Below are 23,802 nucleotides of genomic sequence, written 5' to 3' on the forward strand. Positions count from 1 at the left end.
ATGCGCCCGACGGACATCGACGCACTGGTCCGGGTGGGCCGGCCCGCCATCGCGAGCGACGGTTCGTTCGCGGTGTTCGCCACGTCGCGCCCGGATGTCGCGGCCAACCGCAATGTCGGGCAACTGTGGCGGATCGACCTTCCCGGGGGAAAGCCGCGCCGGTTCACGCGCGGCACCGCCGACGCGAGCCCGGCACTCACCCGCGATGACGCGCACATCGCCTTCCTGCGCGCCGATGCCCAGGGCCGCACGCAGGTGTTCGTCGTCGGAGCCGGGGGAGGGGAACCCGTGCAGGCCACCGACGCCCCCTCCGGTGTGGAGGACTTCGCGTGGTCACCCGACGGCACGCGGATCGCGTACACGGCGCGGATCGCCGAGCCGGGCCGGTACGGCACCGTCAAGGGCCTCGACGCCGCCGCCGAGGCGCCCCGGCACATCACCGGCGTCCGCTGGCAGGCCGACGGCCTGGGGTACCTCGCCGATCGGCCGGCCCAGCTCTTCCTCATCGACGCGCCCGCCGTGGACGGCGAGCCGTTCTATGAGCCGGCCTCGCGCGTGCTGGCCGAGGGGGAGGACGAGCCGACGACCACCGTGGTGGCTGCGGAGGCCGTCGCCCTCACCGAGGGACCGGCGAGCTGGCACGGCGCCGTGTGGACCTCCGACGGCCGGGAGATCCTCGTCGTGCCGGACGTGATCGAGCACGACATCCGTGACCTCCGCAGCCGCGTCGTGGCCGTCGCCGTCGACGGCGGGGGGATGCGGGAGGTGCTCCCCAGGTCCGCCAACCTCTCGGTCGACGACGTGGCGGTCGCCGATGACGGCACCGTGTTCCTCCTCGCGAACGACGTGGGGCCGCGCGGGACCGACTTCGTGGCCCCCGGCGTCGCCCTGTGGATGCTGGGGCCGGCTGGTCCGCATCTTCTCACCGAGCCCGAGACGATCGACCTGGGCGAGGTCGGCAGCCGGGCCACCCCGGTCGGCGACGACGTGCTGGTGCAGGACCGCACCCGCGGCCGCATGCGGATCCTCCGTGTCACGAGGGACGGAACGGTCTCTGAGCTGCTCGGCGGCGACGTCGAGGCGACCGGGGTGGCGGCCGCCGGGCAGCGGATCGTCGCATCCGTCAGCACCCCGGACTCGTACGGCGAGCTGGTGCTGCTCGAGCCCGGCGCGCCCGCGCGCGTCCTCACGCACTTCGGCCGCGCACTGGGGGAGACGGGCATCACCACCCCGCAGGAGCGGGAGTTTCCCGGCCGGGACGGCTACCCCGTCCATGGCTGGGTGGCCGTGCCCGAGGGCGAGGGACCCTTCCCGGTGATCCTGCAGATCCACGGCGGACCGTACGCGACCTACGGGGTGCACGTCTTCGACGAGACCCAGGTGTTCGTGGACGCCGGGTACGCCGTGGTCTACTGCAACCCGCGCGGCAGCGCCGGGTACGGACGCGCCCACGGCCGCGCCATCCGGGGCGCGATGGGCACCGTCGACTACACCGACATCATGGACTTCTTCGACGGGGCGCTGGTCGCGGACGCCCGCCTGGATGCCGAGCGCGTGGGTGTCATGGGCGGCTCGTACGGCGGTTACATGACGGCGTGGGTGATCGCGCACGACACGCGGTTCGCCGGCGCGATCGTGGAGCGCGGGTTCCTCGATCCGGTGTCATTCCAGGGCACGAGCGACATCGGCAGCTTCTTCGGCGACGAGTACGTCGGCACCGACCCGGACGCGGTGCGCGCGCAGAGCCCGCTCGCGGTGGTGGATCGTGTCACGACACCGACCTTCGTGATCCACTCCGAGCTCGACTTCCGGTGCCCGCTGGAGCAGGCCACGCGGTACTACACCGCGCTGAAGCGTCAGGGGACCGAGGCGGAGATGCTCATCTTCCCCGGCGAGAACCACGAACTCTCGCGAGCAGGTCAGCCGCGGCATCGCGTCGAGCGGTTCACCGCCATCCTGGACTGGTGGCGGCGATACCTGCCCGCCTGAGGAGCGCCGTCAGACGATGCCCCGCCCGATGGTGACCGCACGCACGATCCCGACGATGCCGAGGACGATCAGCGCGATGCCGAGGAACACCCACAGCAGCCCCACGTACATCGGTGTGAACAACAGGATGAGGCCGGCGACGATGCTGAGGACGCCCGAGAAGATCGCCCAGCCCTTCGACCCCGACGCGCCCAGGGTCGTCAGCGTCACGATCCCCTCCACGATCCACAGGGCTCCCACGATCACCCCGAGGACGATGGTGAAGCCGACGGTGGCGGCCGCGAGGTTGACCAGCGCCACCACCCCGGCGATCACGAACAGGGCACCCAGGACGACATAGCCGACGCGGACCCAGCCGGAGAACACGCGGACCAATATGCCCACCCCGGCATACACCAGACCGGCCGCGACCGCCCACACCGCGATGATGGCGACCGCGACTTCGGCCGTGCGCCCCGGCCAGAAGACGATGAGGAGCCCGACGATGAGGGACAGCGCGCCCGAGACCCCGAGCGCCGTCCGGATCGTCGTGAGGGCACCGCGCGCGAACGACTGGTCCACGGACATGGCGTCTGCCTTCCTGGGAGCAGGCTGAGTGCCGCCCGGGGCCCACTGTAGGGCACAGGGCGGGAGGAGACGAGGGACCTTGGACCCGGTCGGATCAGTGCAGGAGCGCCGCGGCGAGGAACAGGACGGGGATGCAGCCGAGGGTCGTGACGAAGATGGTGTCGCGGGCGATGATCTCGCCGACGCCGTAGCGCTGAGAGAACAGGAAGGCGTTCTGCGCCGTCGGCAGGGCGGCGAGCACGACGACGATCCGCGTCTGCTCGGGGGAGAGGCTGAACGCGGTTGCCAGAAGCCACGCCACCAGCGGCATCGCCACGAGCTTCAACGCCGACGCCAAGAGGACATCCACCCGCCGACCGGCGGCCGTGAGGACCCGCTGGCCATGCAGCGTCATCCCGTAGGCGATGAGCATGACGGGGATGCACGCGTCGGCGAGGAGGGAGAGGGGATCGAGCACGATGGGCGGCAGTTCGAGTCCGCTGAGTGCGACGAGCACTCCGAGGGCGGCACCCCACAGCATCGGATTTCTCACGGTCTGAGCGGCGATGCGCCGCCACGACCGGGTGCCCGCGGTGGCCGCATCCAGCAGCGCGAGGGTGACCGGCATGAAGACGAGGAGCTGGAAGAGCACGACGGGAGCCGAGTAGGCGGCGTCGCCGAGGATGTACAGCGACAGCGGTATGCCGATGTTGTTGGCGTTGACGTAACCGCTGGAGAACGAACCCACCACGGTCTCGCCGAGCCCTCGCCGCAGTACGAGCGCACCGATCAGCGCGTAGACGGCGAACATCGCCAGGGCGGTGAGCGCCGACACCGGCAGCAGGGCCGAGAAGAGGGTCTGCACGTCGGCGCCGGCCAGGATGACGAACAGCAGGAACGGCGAGAGGACGAAGAAGGTGAGGCGGCTCAGCACGCGCTGGCCCGCCGCACCCAGCAGGTCGGTCCGGCCCAGGACGTAGCCGACAACCACCGCCAGGCCCACGACGGCGAAGCCGGTGAGAACGCCGGTCATGCGTGCGCGCGCGGGGGAAGCGAGGGGCGGGGGCGCGTCGTCACGGAACGAGCTTAGGGGGCTTCACCCGTGCGACTTGCCTTTGCCCGGGCCCGGGCCGCTTCCCTCGTTCCCCTTGCCGCCGCCGGGGCCCTTCTCCTTGTCCTTCTCTTTGTCTTTCTTCTCCTCCGGGCCCCCGCCGTCGTTGCCGTTCCCGCTGTCTTCGCCGTCGGGGGAGTCGACCGGGGTCTCGACGGGGGTGTCGTCGACGGGGGCTTCGACGGGAGTGTCGTCGACGGGGAGCGGCTCCTGCGGGGCCTGTTCGGCGGGCTGCTCGGGCTGGGGCGTCGGCACCGAGGGGGGCGCGAGTGCGGCCAGCTCGGCTCGGATGAGCGAGATCGTCTCGAGGATCGCCTCGGCCTCCTGGGCTGTCAGATCGCCGGCGGTCTGCTCGGCCGCCACCCGTGTCTCGATCTCGTCGATCGATGCGGATGCCCCGGTCAGGTCGCCCGCGGCGGCGGAATCGGCGGCCGCCACCACGAGGGTGCGCAGATCCGGTTCGGACGGGGGAGTGCTCGCGCATCCGGCGAGCGCGAGGGATGCGGCCACGGCGAGGCCGACGAGGGCCGGGGCGCGCCGGTTCACGGCCGCACCTGCTCGAGGAGCCGGCGAAGATGCTCGCCCAGGGGCTCGGGGAGCGCCGGGAGAGTGGGATCGGGGGTCGGAGACCCTCCGGGCAGCACCATCAGCGCGAACACCAGCCCGATCGCGGCGGCCAGGACCACGGCGCCGAGACCGATCCACCACCCGCGATGCGACCGGGACGCAGGTGCCGGGTCGCCCGGCGTGTCCGAGAGGATGGCCGTGGGCGCTGCGGGGCGCAGCTCCACCGTGGGGCGATCCGAGGTCGAGGCGCCGGTGGCAGCGGGCATGGTGATCGCCGCGCCACCGGGCATGGTGATCGCCGCACCGTCGGGCATGGTGATCCCCGCGGGGTCGTACCGTGCCGCGGCGGGGTCGGTCTGGAGGAGAAGGGCGGCGCGCCGGACGGCGTGAGCATCGGGCCGTTCGGCGGCATCCATCGACGTCATCGCCCCGAGGAGCCTGCGCCATCCTTCCGGCAGCGTCGAGGGGATTTCCGGCGCGCGGAGGAGCCGAGCCACGAGCGCCTCGTGCGGCGTGTTCTGGGCGTAGGCCCGACGCCCCGTGATCGCCTCGAGCAGCACGAGACCCAGGGAGTAGATGTCGGCGGCGGGTGCGGGTGGTGCGCCGCGGGCCTGCTCGGGGCTCAGGTAGGCCGCAGTGCCGATGAGCGTCCCGGTGGCCGTGACGCGGGCGGAGTCGATGAGGTATGCGATGCCGAAGTCGGCCAGCGTGGCGCGCGGGGGCTCGAACGGCAGCGGCGCCGGACGCAGCAGCACGTTGGAGGGTTTGAGGTCGCGGTGGACGATGCCGCGCGCGTGGATGACGTGCAGAGCCTCGGCCAGGTGCGCCGCGAACGTGGCGGTCAGAACCGGGTCCACCGGGCCCTCGGTGAGGCGCTGCGTGAGGGTCGGCCCCTCGATGAGCTCCATGACGAGGTACGGCGGGTCCTCGTCCAAGCGGGCGTCGAAGAGCGTGACCAGCGACGGGTGGGTGAGGGACGCCAGCACGCGGGTCTCGGAGGCGACGCGTGCGCTGTCGGATTCTCCGGTGGCGTTGGCCGCGAAGATCTTCAGGGCGACCGAGCGCTCGAGACGCTCGTCGGTGGCTCGGTACACACTGGCGTATCCGCCGCGCCCGATGACCGTCTCCAGGCGATACCGTTCGCCCAGGACAGCGCCGTCGGCGGGGACGGCGGGAGGATCGATGACGCCTGTCATCGTGCGCCTCCCGCCCACCCGGAGCAATTGCCGATAATGCACATTATGTCAGTTTGACCGTTGCTCATGTCAGTTTGGTCGTTGCTATCGCTCCTCCACCGAGGAGCGAGCGCGTGGCGTCAGACGACGTCGTCGCCGCTGGTGCGCGTGGACTGACGGGTGACGCGCTCGCCCGCGGCCGGGTCGACGGCGGTGCGCGTGACGGTGTCGCTGGACCGGCGGCGCATCATCAGCACGAGTCCGATCACGAAGACGACGACGCCGGCACCCATGAGGATGTAACCGATGAGGTCGAGGTTGATGACATCGAGCTGCACGTTCACGGCGAACGCCAGGATGGCTCCGATGACGAACAGCGCGATTCCTGCTCCGATGCTCATGGCTCTCCCCTTTCCGGACGCCGGACACGTGCGACGTCCTTGCGGCACGGTGCCGCGGTCCCATGATGGTCTCACGCGTGGAGGGGTCCTGAGGGCTTGACATCCGGCCGGTCCCCCGGACCTGTTATGGAACCGGTTCCATGGGTGTCGCCGGCGCCGCCTAGTCTCGACGCATGGGTGCCACCGTCTTTCACACCGCCGTCACGCTCAATGGCTTCCTGGCGGACGAGAACGATTCGCTCGCGTGGCTGTTCGCCGTGCCCGGCGCCGATGACGCCGAGAACGACATGGCGTCGTTCCTGGCGACGGTGGGGGCGTTCGTGATGGGCGCGGCCACGTACGAGTGGGTCCTGAACATGGAGGAGCACGAACGGCCCGGCATGTGGGCGGAGTCCTACGGAGCACTCCCCTGCTTCGTCGTCACGCACCGCGACCTGGCCGTGCCTGCCGGAGCCGACATCCGGTTCGTGCAGGGCGATGTCGCCTCCTTCTGGCCGGAGGTCGCCGACGCCGCCGGCGACGGTGTCATCTGGCTCGTCGGCGGCGGCGACCTCGTCGGTCAGTTCGACGATGCGGGCCACCTGGATGAGGTCCGTCTGTTGGTGGCGCCGGCTCTTCTGCCGGCGGGAAAGCCGCTCCTCCCCCGCCGGATCGGCCCTGAACGTCTTCATCTGGAGTCCGTGCGGCAGGCCGGGCAGTTCGCCGAGCTGGTCTACCGTGTCACGCGGAGGCCGGCGTGACGGTCACCGGGGTGGGGAATTTCGCCGTGCGGCCGTCTCCGGAGGAGGTGCCGGTGAGGCGGCGACGCACCCACGGCCCCACGTGCGTGCGGTAGTACGCGGCGCCGGCAAGGCGTTCCTGCATCGTGTCGGGAAGCGACCACCACCCGGCGGGTACGTCCAGACCGAGAGCTTCGAGGACGCGGGCTGCGACGCGATGGTGACCGCGCGTGTTCATGTGCAGCCGATCCACCGCCCAATACGTGGGGGACGACAGCTCGCGGTCAGGCCAGTTCAGCGCGCGCGCGACGTCCGGCCACTCCTCGAGGCGGCCGTCGACGGCGGCTGAGAGTGCGTCGCCACGCCGCTGCACCATGCGGCCGAGCGGCAGTTGCGCGGATGGATTCGCCCCCGAGAGCAGGATGAGGCGGACGCCTTCTTCGTCGCAGCGGCGCAGCACGGTCGTGAAGGCGTCGGCGATGCGCGGGATGTCCGGGCGTGGGCGGATCATGTCATTGCCGCCGCCGTTGAACGACAGGTGCGTGGGCTTCAGTGCGAGGGCGGGCTCGAGCTGCTCGCGGATGATCGGCCACACGAGCTTGCCCCTGATGGCGAGATTGGCGTACTCGATCGGCTCGTCGATCGCCGTCGCCCACTGCTGGGCAACGAGGTCGGCCCATCCGCGGACGGTCCCGTCCGGCAGCTCATCGCCCACCCCCTCGGTGAAGGAGTCGCCGATGGAGACCAAGCGTACGGATGCCACCCCGCTACCCTACGGGTCGCGGGGGCGAGGACCTCACCGCTCGTCCAGCGCGCGCCCCCGCCGGTCGGCGAGACCCCACGTCGCGACAACGGCCACCGCGAAGAAGCCGGCGAAGACGATGAACAGGACCGGCGCGCCGCCGGCGGCGAGCAGGGGCGGCACCGCGAGCGGCGCGATGATCGACGCGATGCGTCCCACTCCGGCTGCCCATCCGCTTCCGGTTGCGCGCACGGACGTGGGATAGGTCTCCGGCGATACGGCGTAGAGAGCTCCCCAGGCGCCCAGGTTGAAGAAGGACAGGGCCATGCCGGTGAGGATGACCATTCCCTCACTCGTCGCGGTACCGAACAGGACGGCCGACACGGCGGAGCCGGCGAGGAACGCCGCCAGCGTTGCGCGGCGTCCCCACACCTCGATGAGCCAGGCAGCGACCGCGTATCCGGGGAGCTGTGCGAGGGTGATGATCAGCGTGAAGCCGAACGAGCGGACGAGGTCGTACCCGGACGCGACGAGGATCGTGGGAATCCAGATGAACGCTCCGTAGTACGAGAAGTTGACGCAGAACCACACGATCCACAGGCTCGCGGTGCGGAGCCGGAATTCGCGCGACCACAGGGTGGCCAGGCGCTCCCCCGCTCGAGCGGCCGATGGCGGCGCGGCCGATGCCGGCGTGGGAGGTGCCGGCGAAGCCGCTGCCTCTCCCCTGCCGGCGCCGCCTTCGAAGGCCGTCAGGATGCGCTCCGCCTCCGCGGAACGGCCCTGGCGTGCGAGCCAGCGGGGGGACTCGGGAAGGCCCCAGCGCACGACGAGCGCGTAGACGGCCGGGACCGCGCCCAGCGCGAACGCCCATCGCCATCCGTCGGCCGACGCCGGGATGACGAAGTAGCCGATCAGCGCCGACGCGGTCCATCCCACCGCCCAGAACGCCTCCAGGATCACGATGAGCCTGCCGCGGATCCGCGCGGGCGCGAACTCGCTCACGTAGGTGGAGGCCACCGGAAGCTCAGCGCCGAGCCCGAGGCCGACCACGAAGCGCAGCACGATGAGCACGGCGAGCCCGCCGGCCAGGGCGCTCGCGCCGGTAGCGACCCCGTAGATCAGGAGGGTCACCGCGAACACCTGGCGCCTCCCGAAACGGTCCGCGAGGAGTCCGCCGATGGTGGCGCCGACAGCCATGCCGACGAATCCCGCCGATGCGATCCATGCCGTCTGCCCCGGTTGCAGCGACCACTGCTGCGCGAGCACGGCGATCACGAAGGAGATGAGCCCGACGTCCATGGCGTCCAGGGCCCAGCCGATCCCCGATCCGGTCAGCACACGCATGTGGCCGCGGCCGAGGGGCAGCCGGTCGAGGCGCTCCGACACAGTGGTGGGCGAGGTCGTGGCCGCGTCGGTCATGACGCCATGTTAGAGAGCGCGGGAGGGGTGTCGGGTCGCACGCGCGTTCTCGTACGCGCGGCGCCGGTCAGGCGGTTTCCGCAAGCATGTCGTGGACCAGGGGCAGAACGCGCGTGCCGTACAACTCGATGCTGTGGAGCACCTGTTCCTGGGGCAGTCCGCCGGTGCCGATCTTCATGTCGAACCGGTCGGCGCCGAGCGTGCGGACGGTGTCGGCGATCTTGCGCGCCACCGTCTCGGGAGACCCCACGTACATCGATCCGTCCGGACCGACGTCGTGCTGGAACCGGAGACGGTTGTAGGCCGGCCACCCCCGCTCACGTCCGATGACGGTGTAGTTGTGCTCTACGCCCGGGTAGGCCTGCTCCCACGCCTCGGCGTCGGTGTCGGCGACGTGCCCGGGCGAATGGACGCCGACGGGGAGCCGACCGCGCTCGAACGAGTCCAGCGCGCGGTGGTACAGATCCACCAACGGGCGGAACCGGTGGGCCGGTCCGCCGATGATCGCGAGCATCAGAGCGAACCCGTGTCGCGCGGCGCGGACGACGGATTCGGGGCTCCCCCCCACGCCCACCCACGCGGTGAGCCCCGATTCCGTCTTGGGATACACGTCGGCGCCGTCGAGCGCGGCGCGGGTCGTTCCCGACCAGGTCACCGGCCTCTCATCCAGAAGCTGCCGGAACAGCGCGAGCTTCTCGTCGAACAGCACCTCGTAGTCGGCGAGGTCGTAGCCGAACAGCGGGAACGACTCGATGAACGACCCCCGCCCGAGGATGACCTCCGCCCGCCCGCGGGACACCGCATCCAGCGTCGCGAATCGCTCGTACACTCGCACGGGATCATCCGAGGACAGCACCGTCACGGCGGTGCCGAGATGGATGCGTTCGGTGCGGGCCGCCGCGGCGGCCAGGACGATCTCCGGGCTCGACACCGCGAATTCCGGACGGTGGTGCTCCCCCACCCCGAAGAACGACAGACCCACCTCGTCGGCGCGAACGGCCTGCTCCACGACGTCCCGGATGGTTTCGGCGTCGCTGGATCGTGACCCGCCGGTGGCGATCGCGACGTCTCCGAACGTGTCGAGGCCGAGTTCCACCTGCTGTGCGCTCATGAGCGCCTCCCGTCTTTTTATTCAGTCGCATGCAACGGCCCCGTGTCCGTTGATATTCCGCCCCGGTGAACGCGTGCGGACGAGGGCGGCCGGAGCGGCCAGAGTATCCTCGCGGCATGGCGTTGTTCGCCGACCGGGTCGACGCAGGCACGCAGCTCGCGGCATCCCTCCGCCCGTGGCGGGGGCGGGATGCGGTCGTGCTCGGCATCCCGCGAGGCGGTGTCGTCGTCGCGGCCGTCGTCGCGTCGGCGCACGGCTGGCCGCTCGACCGGGTCCCGGTGCGCAAGCTCGGGGCGCACGGCAACGCCGAGCTCGCCGTGGGGGCGATCGCCGAGAACGTGCGGGTCGTCTCGGAGCGGGCGCTGCGGCTCAGCGGTACGACGCCCGCCGAATTGGAGCGGGTGGAGGAGGCCGAGCGCGCAGAGCTTGCGCGGCGGACGGCGGCGTACCCGTCGCCGGGGATCGACCTGACCGGTCGCGTTGCGATCGTGGTCGACGACGGGATTGCGACCGGGTCGACGGCGCGGGCCGCGTGCCGCGCGGTACGCCGCCGGGGTGCCGGCGAGGTCGTCCTGGCCGTCCCGGTCGCGCCCTATGACTGGGCGCCGGAGGAAGGCGTCGCCGACGCCTTCGTGTGTCCGCACCGACCGCGCGACTTCCGCGCGGTGGGGCAGTTCTACGCGCGCTTCCCGCAGACGACCGACGGGGAGGTCGCGCGCCTGCTGGCGCCCGACCTCCCCGCCTGAGGCCGCGTCAGGGCAGGAGCGCTTCCCGCAGCGTATCCAGGCCCACTCCCCCGAGGTCCAGCGCCTGCTTGTGGAACACCTTGATGTCGAAGGCGTCGCCCTGTGCCTCGGCGTACCCGTCGCGGATCTGCTCCCAGATGCGCTGACCGACCTTGTACGCGGGCGCCTGGCCCGGCCACCCGAGGTAGCGGTTGACCTCGAAGCGGACGAACTCCTCGGGCATGTTGACGTTGCGCAGCATGAACTCCAACGCGTACGCGTGATCCCACGTGCCCTCGCCGTCCAGGCGCGGCTTCTCCAGGTGCACGCCGATGTCGAGCACCACCCGGGCGGCACGCATCCGCTGGCCGTCCAGCATGCCGAGCCGGTCGGCCGGGTCATCGAGGAACCCGATCGACTGCATCAGGCGCTCGGCGTACAGCGCCCAGCCCTCGGCGTGCCCCGACGTCCCCGCCAGAAGGCGCCGCCACGAGTTCAGCTGCGCGCGGTTGTAGACCGCCTGGGCGACCTGGAGGTGGTGCCCGGGGACGCCCTCGTGGTACACGGTGGTCAGCTCGCGCCAGGTGTCGAAGTCGTCGACGCCCTCCGGCACCGACCACCACATGCGCCCGGGGCGCGAGAAGTCGTCGGTGGGGCCGGTGTAGTAGATCCCGCCTTCCCGCGTGGGCGCGATCATGCACTCCAGCCGGCGGATGGGGTCGGGGATGTCGAAGTGCGTCGCTCCCAGCTGCTCGATCGCGCGGTCGCTGGTGGTCTGCATCCACTCCTGCAGTGCATCGGTGCCGTGGAGACGGCGCGCGGGGTCGGCCTCGAGGTGCGCGACGGCCTCTTCCACGCTCGCACCGGGGAGGATCTCGTTCGCGATGGACTCCTGCTCGGCGACCATGCGCGCGAGCTCCTCGACGCCCCACTCGTACGTCTCATCCAGGTCGATCGTCGCGCCGAGGAAGCGGCGGGAGTGCAGTGCGTACAGCTCGCGCCCGACGGCGTCCCTGTCGCCGGCTGCCGGGCCGAGCTCGCTCGTGAGGAAGGATCCCAGCTGGCCGTACGCGACCCGTGCGGCGTTGGCGTGGTCGGCGAGCTCGCGCGCGAGGGATGCGGGAAGCTGGCCCTGCGCCGGGGCGGCGTCGGCGGCGAACTGGGCGAAGAACCCGCTGTCGGCGGTGTAGCGGCCGATCTGCGTCGCCACTTCGCGCACCTGCCGGCGGGCGGGGACGATGCCCTGGGCGATCCCCTCCCGGAGGGTCGCGGTGTATCCCTCGAGGGCGGCGGGCAGAGCCTTCAGGCGCGTGGAGATGACCGCCCAGTCGTCCGCCGTCGCGGTGGGCATCAGGTCGAACACCATGCGGATGTCCTGGGCGGGCGAGGCGATGACGTTGAGGTCGCGCAGGTGCCAGCGCGCGTCGTACAGGTCCAGGCTGAGGCGCAGTTCCCGCGCGAGGTCGGCCTTGGTCACCTCGTCGATCTCGTCGGCCGGTTCGGCCGCCTCGAGGGCATTGAGCGTGTCGCGCACGGCCGAGGCCATCCGATCGTGCCCGGCCGGCGAATAGTCCCCGAACCGGTCGTTGTACTCGGAGCGGCCGATGTAGGTGGCGGCGGTCGGCTCGAGTTCGGCGAGGGTGTCCACCCACGCATCGGCGATCTGGTCGATCGACGTAGGAGTGCGGGATACGTTCGTCATACGTCGAGCCTACGGACGCCCCCGCCGCGCGACCAAGCCCGCGGCGCAGGCGGCGTCAGTGGCCCGCGACGGACCAGTCGGGACCGCGGCCGATCTGCACGTCCAGCGGCACCGTCAGCTCGGCGGCGTCGCCCATCCGGGTGCGGACGATCCGCTCCGCAGCATCCCACTCCCCCGGTGCGACCTCGAGCACGAGCTCGTCGTGGATCTGCAGCAGCACGCGCGAACGCAGGTCGGCGGCGGCCAGGTCGTGGTGGATGTGGAAGAGCGCGATCTTCATGATGTCGGCCGCGCTTCCCTGGATGGGGGCGTTCAGGGCCGCGCGCTCGGCATTCTCGCGCAGCACGCGGTTGGGGCTGACGAGGTCGGGGAACGGGCGCCGCCGTCCGAAGATCGTCTCGGTGTACCCGTCGACGCGCGCCTTCTCCACCGATGTGCGCAGATAGTCGCGCACCGCCCCGAACCGGGCGAAGTACTCCATCATGAGTTCGCGGGCCTCGGTCTGCTCGATGCGCAGCTGCTTGGACAGGCCGAATGCCGAGAGCCCGTAGACGAGGCCGTACGACATCGCCTTCACCTTCGTCCGCATCGCGGGGGTGACCTCTTCCGGGGCGACGCCGAACACGCGGGCACCCACGAAGCGGTGCAGGTCTTCCCCGGAGTTGAAGGCCTCGATGAGGCCGGGGTCACCGGACAGGTGCGCCATGATGCGCATCTCGATCTGCGAGTAGTCCGCCGTCAGGAGCGTCTCGTACCCCTCACCGACTTCGAAGGCGGCACGGATGCGGGTGCTCTCCTCGTTGCGGATCGGGATGTTCTGCAGGTTCGGGTCGGTGCTGGAGAGCCGCCCGGTCTGGCTGCCGGTCTGCAGGTAGGTGGTGTGGATGCGGCCGGTGTCGTCGATCGCGACGTCCAGCGACTCGATGATCTGCCGGAGCTTGGTGGCCTCTCGGTGCTGGAGGAGAAGCGCGAGGAACGGATGCGGGTGGGTCTCCTGCAGATCGGCGAGGGCTGCCGCATCCGTGGAGTACCCCGACTTGGTCTTGCGGGTCTTCGGAAGCTCCAGCTCGTCGAAGAGGACCTCCTGGAGCTGCTTGGGTGAGCCGAGGTTCACCTCGCGGCCGATCGCGGCGTACGCCTCCTGCGCGAGGCCTTCGGCCCGGGCGGCCAGTTCGCCGGAGAACGTCGAGAGCTTGTCATGCGAGACCGCCACGCCGGCCAGCTCCATCGCCGCGAGCGCCGTCAGGGTGGGCAGCTCGATGTCGGTGAGCACGGTGGCGACCGGTGCGGGCAGCTCGGCCCGGAGCGCGTCGGCGACCCGCAGCAGGAACCAGGAGATCTGTCCGGGGGTGGCCCCTTCGGTCTCGGGGACGAGCTGGGTGGGGTCGGCCTCGGGCAGCTTCTCACCGAGGTAGCGCGCGACGAGGTCGGCGAGCGTCTTGTCGGGGAAGCTGGGGCGAAGGAGCCAGCCGGCGAGGATGACGTCCAGCGCGAGGCCGCCGACCTCGATCCCGTCGCGCAGCAGCGCCTTCACCTGCGGCTTGGCGTCGGCGAAGGTCTTCGGCCGGTCCGATGCGAACCAGTTCGCGAGGGCGTCGCGAACCCCCGGCGTCCAGTCCGCTTCGACCGCGCCGGATGCGGTGGCCAGCCCGACGCGCGTCGGGACCCCGCCGGCGAGGACGAGCGTGACGCCCACCTCGCCGTCGGCGGATTCTGCGAACGCGGCCAGCGCGGCAGGATCGGATTCGGCGGCGGCCGGCGCCTCGGCGACGGGGATGCTGGCGTCCGAACCGGTCGCGTCGGCGCCCGCGGCTTCGAACACGCGCGGGAGGAGCGTCCGGAATTCCAGGCGGGCGAAGATGTCGCGGACCGCCTGAGCGTCGATGGGACGTACGACCAGGTCGGCGGGCGTGACCGGCAGCTCGACGTCTCGCAGCAGCCGGTTCAGCGTGCGGTTGCGGCGCACGTCGTCCAGGTGCTCCCGCAGGTTGTTGCCGACGACCCCGGTGACCTTGTCGGCGTTGTCGAGGAGGGCCTCGAGCGACCCGTACTGGGTCAGCCACTTCACCGCGGTCTTCTCGCCGACCTTGGGCACACCGGGGAGGTTGTCGCTCGTCTCCCCCACGAGGGCGGCGATCTCGGGGTACTGCGCCGGCGGCAGCCCGTACTTCTCCACGACGGCGGCCGGGTCGTAGCGCTTCAGCTGAGACACCCCCTGCACGTTGGGGTACAGGAGCGTCACGTCGTCGGTGACCAGCTGGATGGTGTCGCGGTCGCCCGAGCACACCAGCACGTGGAAGCCCTCGGCTGCGCCCTGGGTGGCGAGGGTGGCGAGGATATCATCGGCTTCGATGCCTTCCTTCTGCAGCACCGGGATGCTCATGGCGGCCAGGCAGTCCTGAAGGATGGGGATCTGCCCCTTGAACTCGCTCGGCGTCTCGGACCGGTTCGCCTTGTACTCGGGGTACTGATCGGTGCGGAACGAGTGCCGGGCCATGTCGAACGCGACGGCGATGTGCGTGGGCTTCTCGGCCTTGATCAGGTTCACCAGCATTGACAGGAAGCCGTAGATGCCGTTGGTGTGCTGCCCGTCCTTCGTCGAGAAGTTGTCGACGGGCAGCGCGAAGAACGCCCGGTAGGCGAGCGAATGGCCGTCGACGACGAGAAGGGTAGGCTTTGCGGAGTCCGTCACCTGTTCAGCCTAACGACGGGAGCGGACATCATTTCCCGCTCGAGACGAAGGCGACGATGACGACCACTCCCCCCCACGCCGCATCCGGAGTCGACTGGGCGATCCAGCGGGGCATGGGCGCGCTGGCGGAGAAAATGGGCATCGTGTGGGTCGAGTTCTCCGTCGACCGCGCCGTGGCGACGATGCCCGTCGAGGGCAACACGCAGCCGGTGGGGCTCCTCCACGGCGGCGCCTACGTGGTGCTGGGTGAGTCGCTCGGGTCGATGGCGGCGAACCTCTACGCGGGACCGGGCCGCCTCGCCGTGGGCGTGGACATCAACGCCACGCATACGCGGTCGGCCACCTCCGGGGTGGTGACGGGAGTGTGCACGCCGATCCACCTCGGACGGTCGCTCACCGTGCACGAGATCGTCGTCACCGACGAGCAGGGCCGGCGATGCTCGACCGTGCGCATCACCAACCACCTCAAGGATGCGCCGGGCGCGTGACGCCCCGCAGCCGGTCGCCGCGGGCGCCGGTCAGGACTTCTTCGGGGCCAGCTGCTCGATGATGGCCTTGGCGACGTCCTGCATGGTCAGGCGGCGGTCCATCGACGCCTTCTGGATCCAGCGGAACGCCTCCGGCTCGGTGAGACCCATCTTCTCGTTGAGGAGGCCCTTCGCGCGGTCGACGAGCTTACGCGTCTCGAAGCGCTCGACCATGTCGGCGACCTCGGCTTCGAGCGTGATGATCTGCTCGTGACGGGCCAGCGCGATCTCGATCGCGGGAAGCAGGTCGTTGGGCGTGAAGGGCTTGACGACATACGCCAGCGCCCCGGCCTCGCTCGCTCGCTCGACGAGCTCCTTCTGGCTGAACGCGGTGAGGAGCACGACGGGTGCGATGTGGTTCTTGCTCAGTCGCTCGGCGGCGCTGATTCCGTCCAGCTGCGGCATCTTCACGTCCATGATCACGAGGTCCGGGCGCAGCTCGGTCGCCAGCTGCACGGCGGTCTCGCCGTCACCTGCCTCGCCGACCACGTCGTACCCGTTATCGCGGAGGATCTCCACGATATCGAGGCGGATCAGCGACTCGTCCTCGGCCACGACGACGCGGCGAGGGGCGGATGCGGCGGGGGGTTCTTGCTCGGTCACGTGTCCATCCTAGAACTGGGGGGTCAGGTTCCCGCCGACTCGGGGGAAAGAGTTCGTGCCGGTGGTGGGATTCGAACCCACACGCCCTTGCGGACAGAGCATTTTGAGTGCCCCGCGTCTGCCATTCCGCCACACCGGCCTGCACGTCCGATCGACCCTAGCGCACGCGCCCGAACGCCTCCTCAACCGCGACGCGCTCGCGCGCGGGACGTCAGAGGTCGGCCTGGTAGATGGGAGCGGCGCCGTGCACGGCGTCGCCCACGAGGTGCACGCGCAGGTCGTTGGTCGAGCCGGCGATCCCGGGAGGGGATCCGGAGATCACGACCACCTTGTCGCCGACCTTGGCCAGGTCGCGTCCGAGGAGGTAGTCGTCGACCTGGATGAACATGCGGTCGGTGTGCGACACGTGCTCCACGAGGGTCGCGCGTACGCCCCACGTGAGAGCGAGACGCCGGCGGATGCCGGGCTCGGGGGTGAAGGCGAGCATCGGGATCATCGAGCGCAGGCGCGCCAGGCGCCGTGCCGAATCGCCCGACTCGGTGAACACGCACAGGAACTTCGCTCCGACGAAGTCGGCGACCTCGACCGCGGCCAGGGTGATCGCCCCGCCCTGCGTGCGCGGCTTGTTCGTCAACGGCAGGATGCGCTCGAGCCCGTGCTCCTCGGTGGAGGCGACGATCCGCGCCATGGTCTCCACGACGGTCACCGGGTATTCGCCGACACTCGTCTCGCCGGACAGCATGACCGCGTCCGCGCCGTCCAGCACGGCGTTGGCGACGTCACTGGTCTCGGCACGCGTGGGGACGGGGCTGGAGATCATCGACTCGAGCATCTGCGTCGCGACGATGACGGGCTTGGCCATCCGGCGCGCCAGCTCCACGGCGCGCTTCTGCACGATGGGAACCGCCTCCAGGGGGAGCTCGACGCCGAGGTCGCCGCGGGCGACCATGATCCCGTCGAAGGCGTCGATGATGCTCTCGAGGTTGTCGACGGCCTGCGGCTTCTCGATCTTGGCGATGATCGGGACGTGGCGTCCCTCCTCCCCCATGATGTCGCGCGCCCGGTCGGCGTCCGCGGCGGAGCGGACGAAGGACAGCGCGATGAGGTCGGCCCCGATCCGCAGACCCCAGCGGAGGTCCGCCTCGTCCTTCGCGCTGAGCGCGGGAACGTTCACGGCGACGCCGGGAAGGTTGATGCCCTTGTTGTTGGACACGGGGCCACCCACGACCACCTCGGTCGTGACCGTGGTGTCGTCCGCGGCGATGACGCGCACCCGCACCTTGCCGTCGTCGATGAGGAGGAAGTCACCGGCCTTCACGTCCTGGGGCAGGCCCTTGAACGTCGTGGAGACGAGATCCTTCGTGCCGATCACGTCGTCGACCGTGATCCGGAAGATGTCGCCCGGCGCCAGATCGTACGGGCCGTTCTCGAAGCGACCCAGCCGGATCTTCGGCCCCTGCAGGTCCACCAGGACGGCGACGGGCTTGCCCGCGTCATCCGCCGCCTTCCGCACGTTGGCGAAGTTCGCCTCGTGGACGGAGTAGTCGCCGTGGCTGAGGTTCAGGCGGGCCACGTCCACCCCGGCGTCGATGATGGCGCGAACCATCTCGTACGACGAGGTCGCGGGGCCCAAGGTGGCGACGATCTTGGCGCGTCTCACTGTGTGTGATCTCCAGGAGGAAGAAGGGGAGGGTGGCCGGGCGGCCTCGGCAAGCCTACGCGGGCTGCAAGCCGATCGCGACATCGACCGGGCGCACCGGAGACGGCAGCGCGGTGGTGCCCATCAGGAAGCGATCGACCTCCGCGGCAGCGGCGCGACCCTCGGCGATCGCCCACACGATGAGCGACTGGCCACGGCCCGCGTCGCCCGCCACGAACACGCCCGGAGCGGTCGTCGCATAGGTGTCGTCGCGCTCGACGATGCCTCGCCCGGTGAACTGCGCGCCCAGCTGCTCTTCCAGCAGCGTGCGCTCGGGGCCGGTGAAGCCCAGGGCGATGAGCACGAGGTCCGCCGGGATCTCGCGCTCGGTTCCGCTCTTGGGCACGCGTCGTCCGTCGAGGAACTCGGTCTCGGCGACCCGCAGCGCCCGCACTTCGCCGGCGCCGTCGCTGAGGAACTCCACCGTCGAGGCGAGGTAGGTGCGCTCGCCACCCTCCTCGTGCGCCGTGGACATCTCGAACAGGGTGGGGGTCATCGGCCACGGCTGGTGCGTGGGACGCACCTCGGGCGGCTGCTGGCCGATCGCGAGGTTGGTGACGCTGAGCGCGCCCTGCCGGTGTGCGGTGCCGATGCAGTCGGCGCCGGTGTCACCGCCGCCGAGGACGATGACGTGCTTGCCGTGCGCGCTGATCTGGGAGGGCACCTGGTCGCCGGCGACGGCCTTGTTCGACTCCACGAGGTACTCCATCGCGAAGTGCACTCCCGCGAAGTCCCGTCCCGGGATGGGCAGGTCGCGCGGCACGGTGGCGCCGATGGCGACGACGACCGCGTCGTAGCGGTTGCGGAGGTCTGCCCAGGAGATGTCCACGCCGATCTCGACGCCGGCGCGGAATCGCGTGCCCTCGTCGCGCATCTGCCGCAGTCGCGCCTCGAGGTGGCGCTTCTCCATCTTGAAATCGGGGATGCCGTAGCGCAGAAGTCCGCCGATGCGGTCCTCGCGCTCGTACACCGCCACGGTGTGCCCGGCGCGCGTCAGCTGCTGGGCGGCGGCGAGGCCCGCCGGTCCTGATCCGACCACCGCGACGGTCTTGCCCGTCAGGCGCTGGGGAGGCTCGGGCTCGACCCAGCCGTGGGAGAAGGCCTCGTCGATGATCGAGACCTCGACCTGCTTGATCGTGACCGCGGGCTGGTTGATGCCCAGCACACACGAGCTCTCGCACGGGGCGGGGCACAGGCGCCCGGTGAACTCGGGGAAGTTGTTCGTGGCATGCAGGCGCTCGATGGCTGCGCGACCCTCGCCGCGCCACATGAGGTCGTTCCACTCGGGGATGAGGTTCCCGAGGGGGCAGCCCTTGTGACAGAACGGGATGCCGCAGTCCATACAGCGCCCCGCCTGACGCCGGACCATCGCGGGGTCCGCGGCCTCGTAGACCTCTTTGTAGTCCATGATGCGCACGGGCACGGGTCGCCGTGGTGGCAGTTCGCGCTGCGTGGTCTTGAGAAAACCCTTCGGGTCAGCCACCGGTCACCTCCATGATGCGGTTCCAGACGACGTCGCCGTCCGGGTCGAGTCCCTCGTCCAGCGCTGCCCGACGCGTTTCCAGCACCGCGGCGTAATCCCGCGGCACGACGCGGACGAAGTTCTCCGACTCGACGTCGAATTCCTCCAGCAGCCGCTGCGCGAGAGCGGATCCGGTTTCGGCGACGTGCTCGGAGAGCAGGTCGCGGAGGATCTCCGCATCCCCCGATCCGAGGGGTCCGAGGACCAGTTCGCCGGAGGCGAGCGCCTCGCGGTTGACCAGCGCGCGGTCGAGCTTGTACACGTAGGCGGTTCCGCCGGACATCCCGGCGCCGAAGTTGCGTCCGGTCGCACCCAGGATCACCGCGAGACCACCGGTCATGTACTCCAGAGCGTGGTCGCCGACACCTTCGACGACGGCGGTCGCCCCGGAGTTGCGGACGAAGAACCGCTCCCCCACGGCGCCGCTGAGGAACATCGAGCCCTGAGTGGCGCCGTAGCCGATCACGTTCCCGGCGATCACGTTCTCGGATGCGGCGAAGGTCGACGCCCGCGGGGGCCGGATGACGATCTTGCCGCCGGAGAGCCCCTTACCGACATAGTCGTTGGAGTCGCCCTCCAGACGCAGCGTGATGCCGGCGGGCATGAACGCCCCGAAGGACTGCCCGGCCGAACCGGTCAGCGACACGTCGATCGACCCGGCGGTCAGCCCGTTCTCGCCGTGCGCACGGGTGACGCGGTGCCCGAGCATCGTGCCCACGGCGCGCGCGGTGTTGCGGATGGGCATCTCGATCGACACCGTCCCCCCGTGCGCGATGACGTCCTGCGCGCGCTCGATGAGGGCGACGTCGAAGTGCTCGTCCAGTTCGTGCTTCTGGGGGCGCAGCGAGCGTCGCGGCTCGTCGTCGGCGAACCGAGGACCCTCCAGGATCGGGCTGAGATCCAGCCCGCCGGCCTTCCAGTGCTCGATCGCCCCGTCGATGTCGAGGAGTTCGGCGTGGCCGATCGCCTCCTCCAGCGAGCGGAACCCGAGGGCGGCGAGGTACTCGCGCACCTCCGTGGCGATGAACTCCATGAAGTTCACGACGAACTCCGGCTTGCCGGTGAACCGGGCGCGCAGGACGGGGTTCTGCGTCGCCACTCCCACCGGGCAGGTGTCGAGGTGGCACACGCGCATCATGACGCAGCCGGAGACCACCAGCGGTGCGGTCGCGAAGCCGAACTCCTCCGCGCCCAGAAGCGCGCCGATGATGACGTCGCGGCCGGTCTTGAGCTGTCCGTCGACCTGCACGACGACACGATCGCGCATGCCGTTGAGCATGAGCGTCTGCTGCGTCTCGGCCAGGCCCAGTTCCCACGGGGTGCCGGCGTGCTTGAGCGAGTTGAGCGGGCTGGCACCGGTTCCGCCGTCGTGACCGGAGACGAGGATGACGTCCGACAGCGCCTTGGCGACGCCGGCGGCGACGGCGCCGATGCCCGACTGGCTCACGAGCTTGGTGTGGATGCGAGCGCTGGGGTTGGCGCGTTTGAGGTCGAAGATCAGCTGCTTGAGGTCTTCGATCGAGTAGATGTCGTGGTGCGGCGGGGGCGAGATGAGACCGACGCCGGCCGTCGCGTGGCGTGTGCGGGCGACCCAGGGGTACACCTTCGCCGGCGGCAGCTGGCCGCCTTCGCCGGGCTTGGCGCCCTGGGCCAGCTTGATCTGGATGTCGTCGGCCTGCGTGAGGTACAGGCTCGTGACCCCGAACCGGCCCGAGGCGACCTGCTTGATCGCGCTGCGGCGCTCCGGGTCCAGGAGCCGGTCAACGTCCTCGCCGCCCTCGCCCGTGTTGGACTTCCCGCCGATCCGGTTCATCGCGATGGCGAGCGTCTCGTGCGCCTCCTTCGAGATCGAGCCGTAGCTCATCGCCCCGGTGGAGAAGCGCTTCACGATCGACGAGATCGGCTCGACCTCGTCGATCGGCACGGCGGGGCGCGCGTCGGTGCGGAGGTGGAACAGCCCGCGGAGGGTCTTCAACTCGTGCGCCTGGTCATCGACCAGCCGCGTGTACTCGCGGAAGATGTCGTACCGGCGTTCCCGCGTCGCGTGCTGCAGCCGGAAGACCGTGTCGGGGTTGAACAGGTGCGGGGAGCCGTCGCGGCGCCACTGGTACTCGCCGCCGGTCCAGAGCCGCTCGTGCGCGCGCACCGCCTCATCCTCGGGATAGGCGAAGTCGTGGCGGGCCTGGTTCTCCGCGGCGACCTGCTGGATGCCGATGCCGCCGAGCTTGGTCTCGGTGCCGGTGAAGTACTTCTCGACGAACTCCTCCGACAGCCCGACGGCCTCGAAGACCTGCGCTCCGGCGTAGGACGACACCGTCGAGATTCCCATCTTCGACATGATCTTCAGCACGCCCTTGCCCAGGGCGTAGATGAGGTTCTTGACGGCCTTCTCGGGGGTGATCCCGGTGATGAAGCCCGCGCGCACGAGGTACTCCACGGTCTCCATGGCGAGGTAGGGGTTCACCGCGGATGCGCCGTACCCCAGCAGCGTCGCGACGTGGTGGACTTCGCGCACATCACCGGCCTCGACCACGATGCCCACCTTCAAGCGGTTCTGCCGCCGGATGAGGTGGTGGTGCACCGCGGAGAGGAGCAGAAGCGACGGAATCGGGACCTGGTCCTTGTTCGAGTCGCGGTCGCTCAGGATGATGAACTCCGCGCCGTCCGCGATCGCCTCGTCGGCCTCGGCGCAGATGGCGTCGAGACGCTTTTCGAGCGCGCGGCGTCCCTGATCGAAGTGATAAAGACCCCTGATCGTGACGGAGCGCCGCCCGGGAAGCGCCTTGTCGATGTTCTGGAGCTTCGCGAGCTCGTCGTTGTCGATGACCGGGAAGTCCAGGGTGACGACGCGCGTGTGATCGGGCCCCCAGTCCAGCAGGTTGCGCTCAGGGCCGAGACCGAGGCTGAGCGAGGTCACGACCTCTTCACGGATCGAGTCCAGCGGCGGGTTCGTCACCTGCGCGAATTGCTGCACGAAGTAGTCGAACAGCAGGCGGGGTCGCTCGCTCAGGACGGCGACAGGCGTGTCGCTTCCCATGGCGCCCAGAGGTTCGGCGCCGGTCTGGCCCATGGGGGTGAGAAGGATCCGCACCTCCTCCTCGGTGTAGCCGAACGTGCGCTGGCGGCGCGTGATCGAGGCGATCGGGTGCACGATGTGCTCGCGCTCGGGCAGCTCGCTCAGCTGCACGCGCCCCGCATCCAGCCACTCCTGCCACGGCTGCATCCCGGCGAGGTCGGCCTTGATCTCTTCGTCTTCGATGATCCGCTGCTGCGCGGTGTCGACGAGGAACATCCGTCCGGGGCGCAGGCGCCCCCGCCGCTTGATGCGGGCCGGCTCGAAATCGAGCACCCCCGTCTCGCTGCCGATCACGATGAGACCGTCGGTCGTCTCGGTCCAGCGGCCCGGGCGCAGGCCGTTGCGGTCGAGCGTGGCGCCGACGAGCGTGCCGTCGGTGAAGATGAGGGCGGCGGGGCCGTCCCACGGCTCCATCTGCATCGAGTGGTACTCGTAGAACGCCCGCAGCTGCCCGTCCATGTCGGGCTGCTTCTCGTACGCCTCCGGGACCATCATCATCATCGCGTGCGGGAGACTCCGCCCGGTGAGGGTGAGGAGCTCGAGGACCTCGTCGAAGGAGGCAGAGTCACTGGCCCCTGTCGTGCAGATCGGCAGCAGCGGCGAGATGTCGCCCAGCAGCTCGGACTCGAGCTGCGACTGGCGGGCGCGCATCCAGTTGCGGTTTCCGTTGACGGTGTTGATCTCGCCGTTGTGCGCGAGCATGCGCAGAGGCTGCGCGAGCGGCCACGACGGGAACGTGTTCGTGGAGTACCGCGAGTGCACCACGGCGAGCTCCGACGCGAACCGCTCGTCCTGCAGATCGGGGTAGAACGGCTCGAGCTGGAGCGTGGTGACCATGCCCTTGTAGCCGAGCGTGCGGCTGGACAGCGACACGAAGTACGCGTTCAGCTCATGTCCCGCGCGCTTGCGGAGACGGAACACCCGGCGATCCAGGGCGATCCCCGACAGCGCCGGGGCGTCGCCGACGGCGGGGCGGGAGACGAACAGCTGCTCGAACGCGGGCCGCGCCTGGAAGGCGAGCTTGCCGAGGTGATCGGCGTCGACGGGGACCTCGCGCCAGCCGAGGATGACGAGGTTCTCGCTCTGGGCGAGCTGCTCGATCCCGGCCTTCTGCGCGGCGCGCTCTTGCGCATCCAGCGGCAGGAAGGCCATGCCGGCGGCATACTCCCCCACCGGCGGCAGGTCGAAGTCGACGACCTCGCGCAGGAAGGCGTCGGGCATCTGCGTCAGGATGCCGGCGCCGTCGCCGGTTCCCGCGTCGGAGCCGATCGCGCCGCGGTGCTCGAGGTTGCGCAGCGCCGTCAGAGCGAGGTCGATGATGTCGTGACCCGGCTCACCGCGCAGGGTCGCGACCATCGCCAGGCCGCAGGCGTCCTTCTCGAACGCCGGGTTGTACATGCCCTGCCGGGGAGGCAGAGCTCCTCCGACGGTGCCGGAACGGGGGCTCGAAGCCATACCAACCGTCCTCACGTTGAT

Annotated in this window: 18 protein-coding genes and 1 tRNA gene; 4 read left to right on the forward strand and 15 right to left on the reverse strand. The window is 70.2% G+C overall.

What is annotated here, in order from left to right; genetic code table 11:
• Positions 1 to 1,989, forward strand: coding sequence for a S9 family peptidase (locus AC2DFQ_RS02815; RefSeq protein ID WP_484532875.1), 1,989 nt, complete (start codon positions 1 to 3; stop codon positions 1,987 to 1,989).
• A gap of 9 nt (positions 1,990 to 1,998) precedes the next feature.
• Here the strand turns inward: AC2DFQ_RS02815 and AC2DFQ_RS02820 are convergent, their stop codons facing one another.
• From AC2DFQ_RS02820 to AC2DFQ_RS02840, 5 genes are all read right to left on the reverse strand, one after another.
• Positions 1,999 to 2,556: an HdeD family acid-resistance protein gene (locus tag AC2DFQ_RS02820; RefSeq protein WP_484509350.1), complete on the reverse strand. Its 558-nt coding sequence runs from the start codon at positions 2,554 to 2,556 to the stop codon at positions 1,999 to 2,001.
• A gap of 94 nt (positions 2,557 to 2,650) precedes the next feature.
• The gene (locus AC2DFQ_RS02825) at positions 2,651 to 3,568 is read right to left on the reverse strand and encodes an AEC family transporter (protein WP_484509349.1); all 918 of its coding nucleotides are present in this window, start codon (positions 3,566 to 3,568) and stop codon (positions 2,651 to 2,653) included.
• Positions 3,569 to 3,631: 63 nt separating this feature from the next.
• On the reverse strand, positions 3,632 to 4,192 hold the full coding sequence (locus AC2DFQ_RS02830) for a hypothetical protein (RefSeq protein ID WP_484532876.1): 561 nt from the start codon (positions 4,190 to 4,192) through the stop codon (positions 3,632 to 3,634).
• Positions 4,189 to 5,409: a serine/threonine-protein kinase gene (locus AC2DFQ_RS02835; protein ID WP_484532877.1), complete on the reverse strand. Its 1,221-nt coding sequence runs from the start codon at positions 5,407 to 5,409 to the stop codon at positions 4,189 to 4,191. Before AC2DFQ_RS02835 ends, AC2DFQ_RS02830 begins: the two co-directional genes overlap by 4 nt.
• 119 nt (positions 5,410 to 5,528) lie before the next feature.
• Positions 5,529 to 5,789, reverse strand: a complete 261-nt coding sequence (locus AC2DFQ_RS02840) for a DUF6458 family protein (RefSeq protein ID WP_484509346.1) — start codon at positions 5,787 to 5,789, stop codon at positions 5,529 to 5,531.
• Positions 5,790 to 5,962: 173 nt separating this feature from the next.
• Between AC2DFQ_RS02840 and AC2DFQ_RS02845 the strand changes: the two genes are divergently transcribed.
• Positions 5,963 to 6,529: a dihydrofolate reductase family protein gene (locus tag AC2DFQ_RS02845; protein WP_484532878.1), complete on the forward strand. Its 567-nt coding sequence runs from the start codon at positions 5,963 to 5,965 to the stop codon at positions 6,527 to 6,529.
• Here AC2DFQ_RS02845 and AC2DFQ_RS02850 read toward each other — a convergent pair.
• The 3 genes from AC2DFQ_RS02850 to AC2DFQ_RS02860 form a co-directional block, all read right to left on the reverse strand.
• A complete protein-coding gene (locus AC2DFQ_RS02850; protein WP_484532879.1) occupies positions 6,510 to 7,271 on the reverse strand; it encodes an SGNH/GDSL hydrolase family protein in 762 nt (253 codons plus the stop codon). The genes AC2DFQ_RS02845 and AC2DFQ_RS02850 overlap by 20 nt on opposite strands.
• A 33-nt stretch (positions 7,272 to 7,304) precedes the next feature.
• Positions 7,305 to 8,669: an MFS transporter gene (locus AC2DFQ_RS02855; RefSeq protein WP_484532880.1), complete on the reverse strand. Its 1,365-nt coding sequence runs from the start codon at positions 8,667 to 8,669 to the stop codon at positions 7,305 to 7,307.
• A gap of 67 nt (positions 8,670 to 8,736) precedes the next feature.
• Entirely contained in the window at positions 8,737 to 9,780 is a 1,044-nt protein-coding gene (locus tag AC2DFQ_RS02860) for an LLM class flavin-dependent oxidoreductase (protein ID WP_484509342.1), read from the reverse strand.
• A 116-nt stretch (positions 9,781 to 9,896) separates the two neighbouring features.
• Between AC2DFQ_RS02860 and AC2DFQ_RS02865 the strand changes: the two genes are divergently transcribed.
• Positions 9,897 to 10,526 carry a phosphoribosyltransferase gene (locus tag AC2DFQ_RS02865; RefSeq protein WP_484532881.1) on the forward strand — a complete coding sequence of 210 codons (630 nt, stop codon included), beginning with the start codon at positions 9,897 to 9,899 and terminating at the stop codon, positions 10,524 to 10,526.
• 7 nt (positions 10,527 to 10,533) lie between these two features.
• On the opposite strand, the gene AC2DFQ_RS02870 is transcribed toward AC2DFQ_RS02865, so the two are convergent.
• On the reverse strand, positions 10,534 to 12,207 hold the full coding sequence (locus AC2DFQ_RS02870; protein ID WP_484532882.1) for a DUF885 domain-containing protein: 1,674 nt from the start codon (positions 12,205 to 12,207) through the stop codon (positions 10,534 to 10,536).
• Positions 12,208 to 12,262: 55 nt separating this feature from the next.
• Complete coding sequence (gene polA / locus AC2DFQ_RS02875; protein WP_484509339.1) at positions 12,263 to 14,899, reverse strand: DNA polymerase I; 2,637 nt, start codon at positions 14,897 to 14,899, stop codon at positions 12,263 to 12,265.
• 56 nt (positions 14,900 to 14,955) lie between these two features.
• Between polA and AC2DFQ_RS02880 the strand changes: the two genes are divergently transcribed.
• A complete protein-coding gene (locus tag AC2DFQ_RS02880; protein ID WP_484532883.1) occupies positions 14,956 to 15,387 on the forward strand; it encodes a hotdog fold thioesterase in 432 nt (143 codons plus the stop codon).
• 30 nt (positions 15,388 to 15,417) lie between these two features.
• Here the strand turns inward: AC2DFQ_RS02880 and AC2DFQ_RS02885 are convergent, their stop codons facing one another.
• The 5 genes from AC2DFQ_RS02885 to gltB all read right to left on the reverse strand — a co-directional run bounded on the left by AC2DFQ_RS02885 (position 15,418) and on the right by gltB (position 23,781).
• Positions 15,418 to 16,029, reverse strand: a complete 612-nt coding sequence (locus tag AC2DFQ_RS02885; protein ID WP_484509337.1) for an ANTAR domain-containing response regulator — start codon at positions 16,027 to 16,029, stop codon at positions 15,418 to 15,420.
• Between the two features lie 56 nt (positions 16,030 to 16,085).
• Positions 16,086 to 16,168 (reverse strand) — tRNA-Leu (locus tag AC2DFQ_RS02890).
• 72 nt (positions 16,169 to 16,240) lie between these two features.
• Positions 16,241 to 17,689: a pyruvate kinase gene (gene pyk / locus AC2DFQ_RS02895; RefSeq protein WP_484532884.1), complete on the reverse strand. Its 1,449-nt coding sequence runs from the start codon at positions 17,687 to 17,689 to the stop codon at positions 16,241 to 16,243.
• Between the two features lie 55 nt (positions 17,690 to 17,744).
• Positions 17,745 to 19,211, reverse strand: a complete 1,467-nt coding sequence (locus AC2DFQ_RS02900; RefSeq protein WP_484532885.1) for a glutamate synthase subunit beta — start codon at positions 19,209 to 19,211, stop codon at positions 17,745 to 17,747.
• The gene (gene gltB / locus AC2DFQ_RS02905; protein ID WP_484532886.1) at positions 19,204 to 23,781 is read right to left on the reverse strand and encodes a glutamate synthase large subunit; all 4,578 of its coding nucleotides are present in this window, start codon (positions 23,779 to 23,781) and stop codon (positions 19,204 to 19,206) included. Before gltB ends, AC2DFQ_RS02900 begins: the two co-directional genes overlap by 8 nt.
• Positions 23,782 to 23,802 lie beyond the last annotated feature (21 nt).

The organism is Microbacterium sp. Z11_20, from assembly GCF_057197605.1.

What these genes read in the sequence shown, in the direction of transcription:
- AC2DFQ_RS02815 (WP_484532875.1), top strand. Translation starts at nt 1, where the DNA reads ATGCGCCCGACGGACATCGACGCACTGGTCCGGGTGGGCCGGCCCGCC.
- AC2DFQ_RS02820 (WP_484509350.1), bottom strand. Translation starts at nt 2,556, where the DNA reads ATGTCCGTGGACCAGTCGTTCGCGCGCGGTGCCCTCACGACGATCCGG.
- AC2DFQ_RS02825 (WP_484509349.1), bottom strand. Translation starts at nt 3,568, where the DNA reads ATGACCGGCGTTCTCACCGGCTTCGCCGTCGTGGGCCTGGCGGTGGTT.
- AC2DFQ_RS02835 (WP_484532877.1), bottom strand. Translation starts at nt 5,409, where the DNA reads ATGACAGGCGTCATCGATCCTCCCGCCGTCCCCGCCGACGGCGCTGTC.
- AC2DFQ_RS02840 (WP_484509346.1), bottom strand. Translation starts at nt 5,789, where the DNA reads ATGAGCATCGGAGCAGGAATCGCGCTGTTCGTCATCGGAGCCATCCTG.
- AC2DFQ_RS02845 (WP_484532878.1), top strand. Translation starts at nt 5,963, where the DNA reads ATGGGTGCCACCGTCTTTCACACCGCCGTCACGCTCAATGGCTTCCTG.
- AC2DFQ_RS02855 (WP_484532880.1), bottom strand. Translation starts at nt 8,669, where the DNA reads ATGACCGACGCGGCCACGACCTCGCCCACCACTGTGTCGGAGCGCCTC.
- AC2DFQ_RS02860 (WP_484509342.1), bottom strand. Translation starts at nt 9,780, where the DNA reads ATGAGCGCACAGCAGGTGGAACTCGGCCTCGACACGTTCGGAGACGTC.
- AC2DFQ_RS02865 (WP_484532881.1), top strand. Translation starts at nt 9,897, where the DNA reads ATGGCGTTGTTCGCCGACCGGGTCGACGCAGGCACGCAGCTCGCGGCA.
- AC2DFQ_RS02870 (WP_484532882.1), bottom strand. Translation starts at nt 12,207, where the DNA reads ATGACGAACGTATCCCGCACTCCTACGTCGATCGACCAGATCGCCGAT.
- AC2DFQ_RS02880 (WP_484532883.1), top strand. Translation starts at nt 14,956, where the DNA reads ATGACGACCACTCCCCCCCACGCCGCATCCGGAGTCGACTGGGCGATC.
- gltB (WP_484532886.1), bottom strand. Translation starts at nt 23,781, where the DNA reads ATGGCTTCGAGCCCCCGTTCCGGCACCGTCGGAGGAGCTCTGCCTCCC.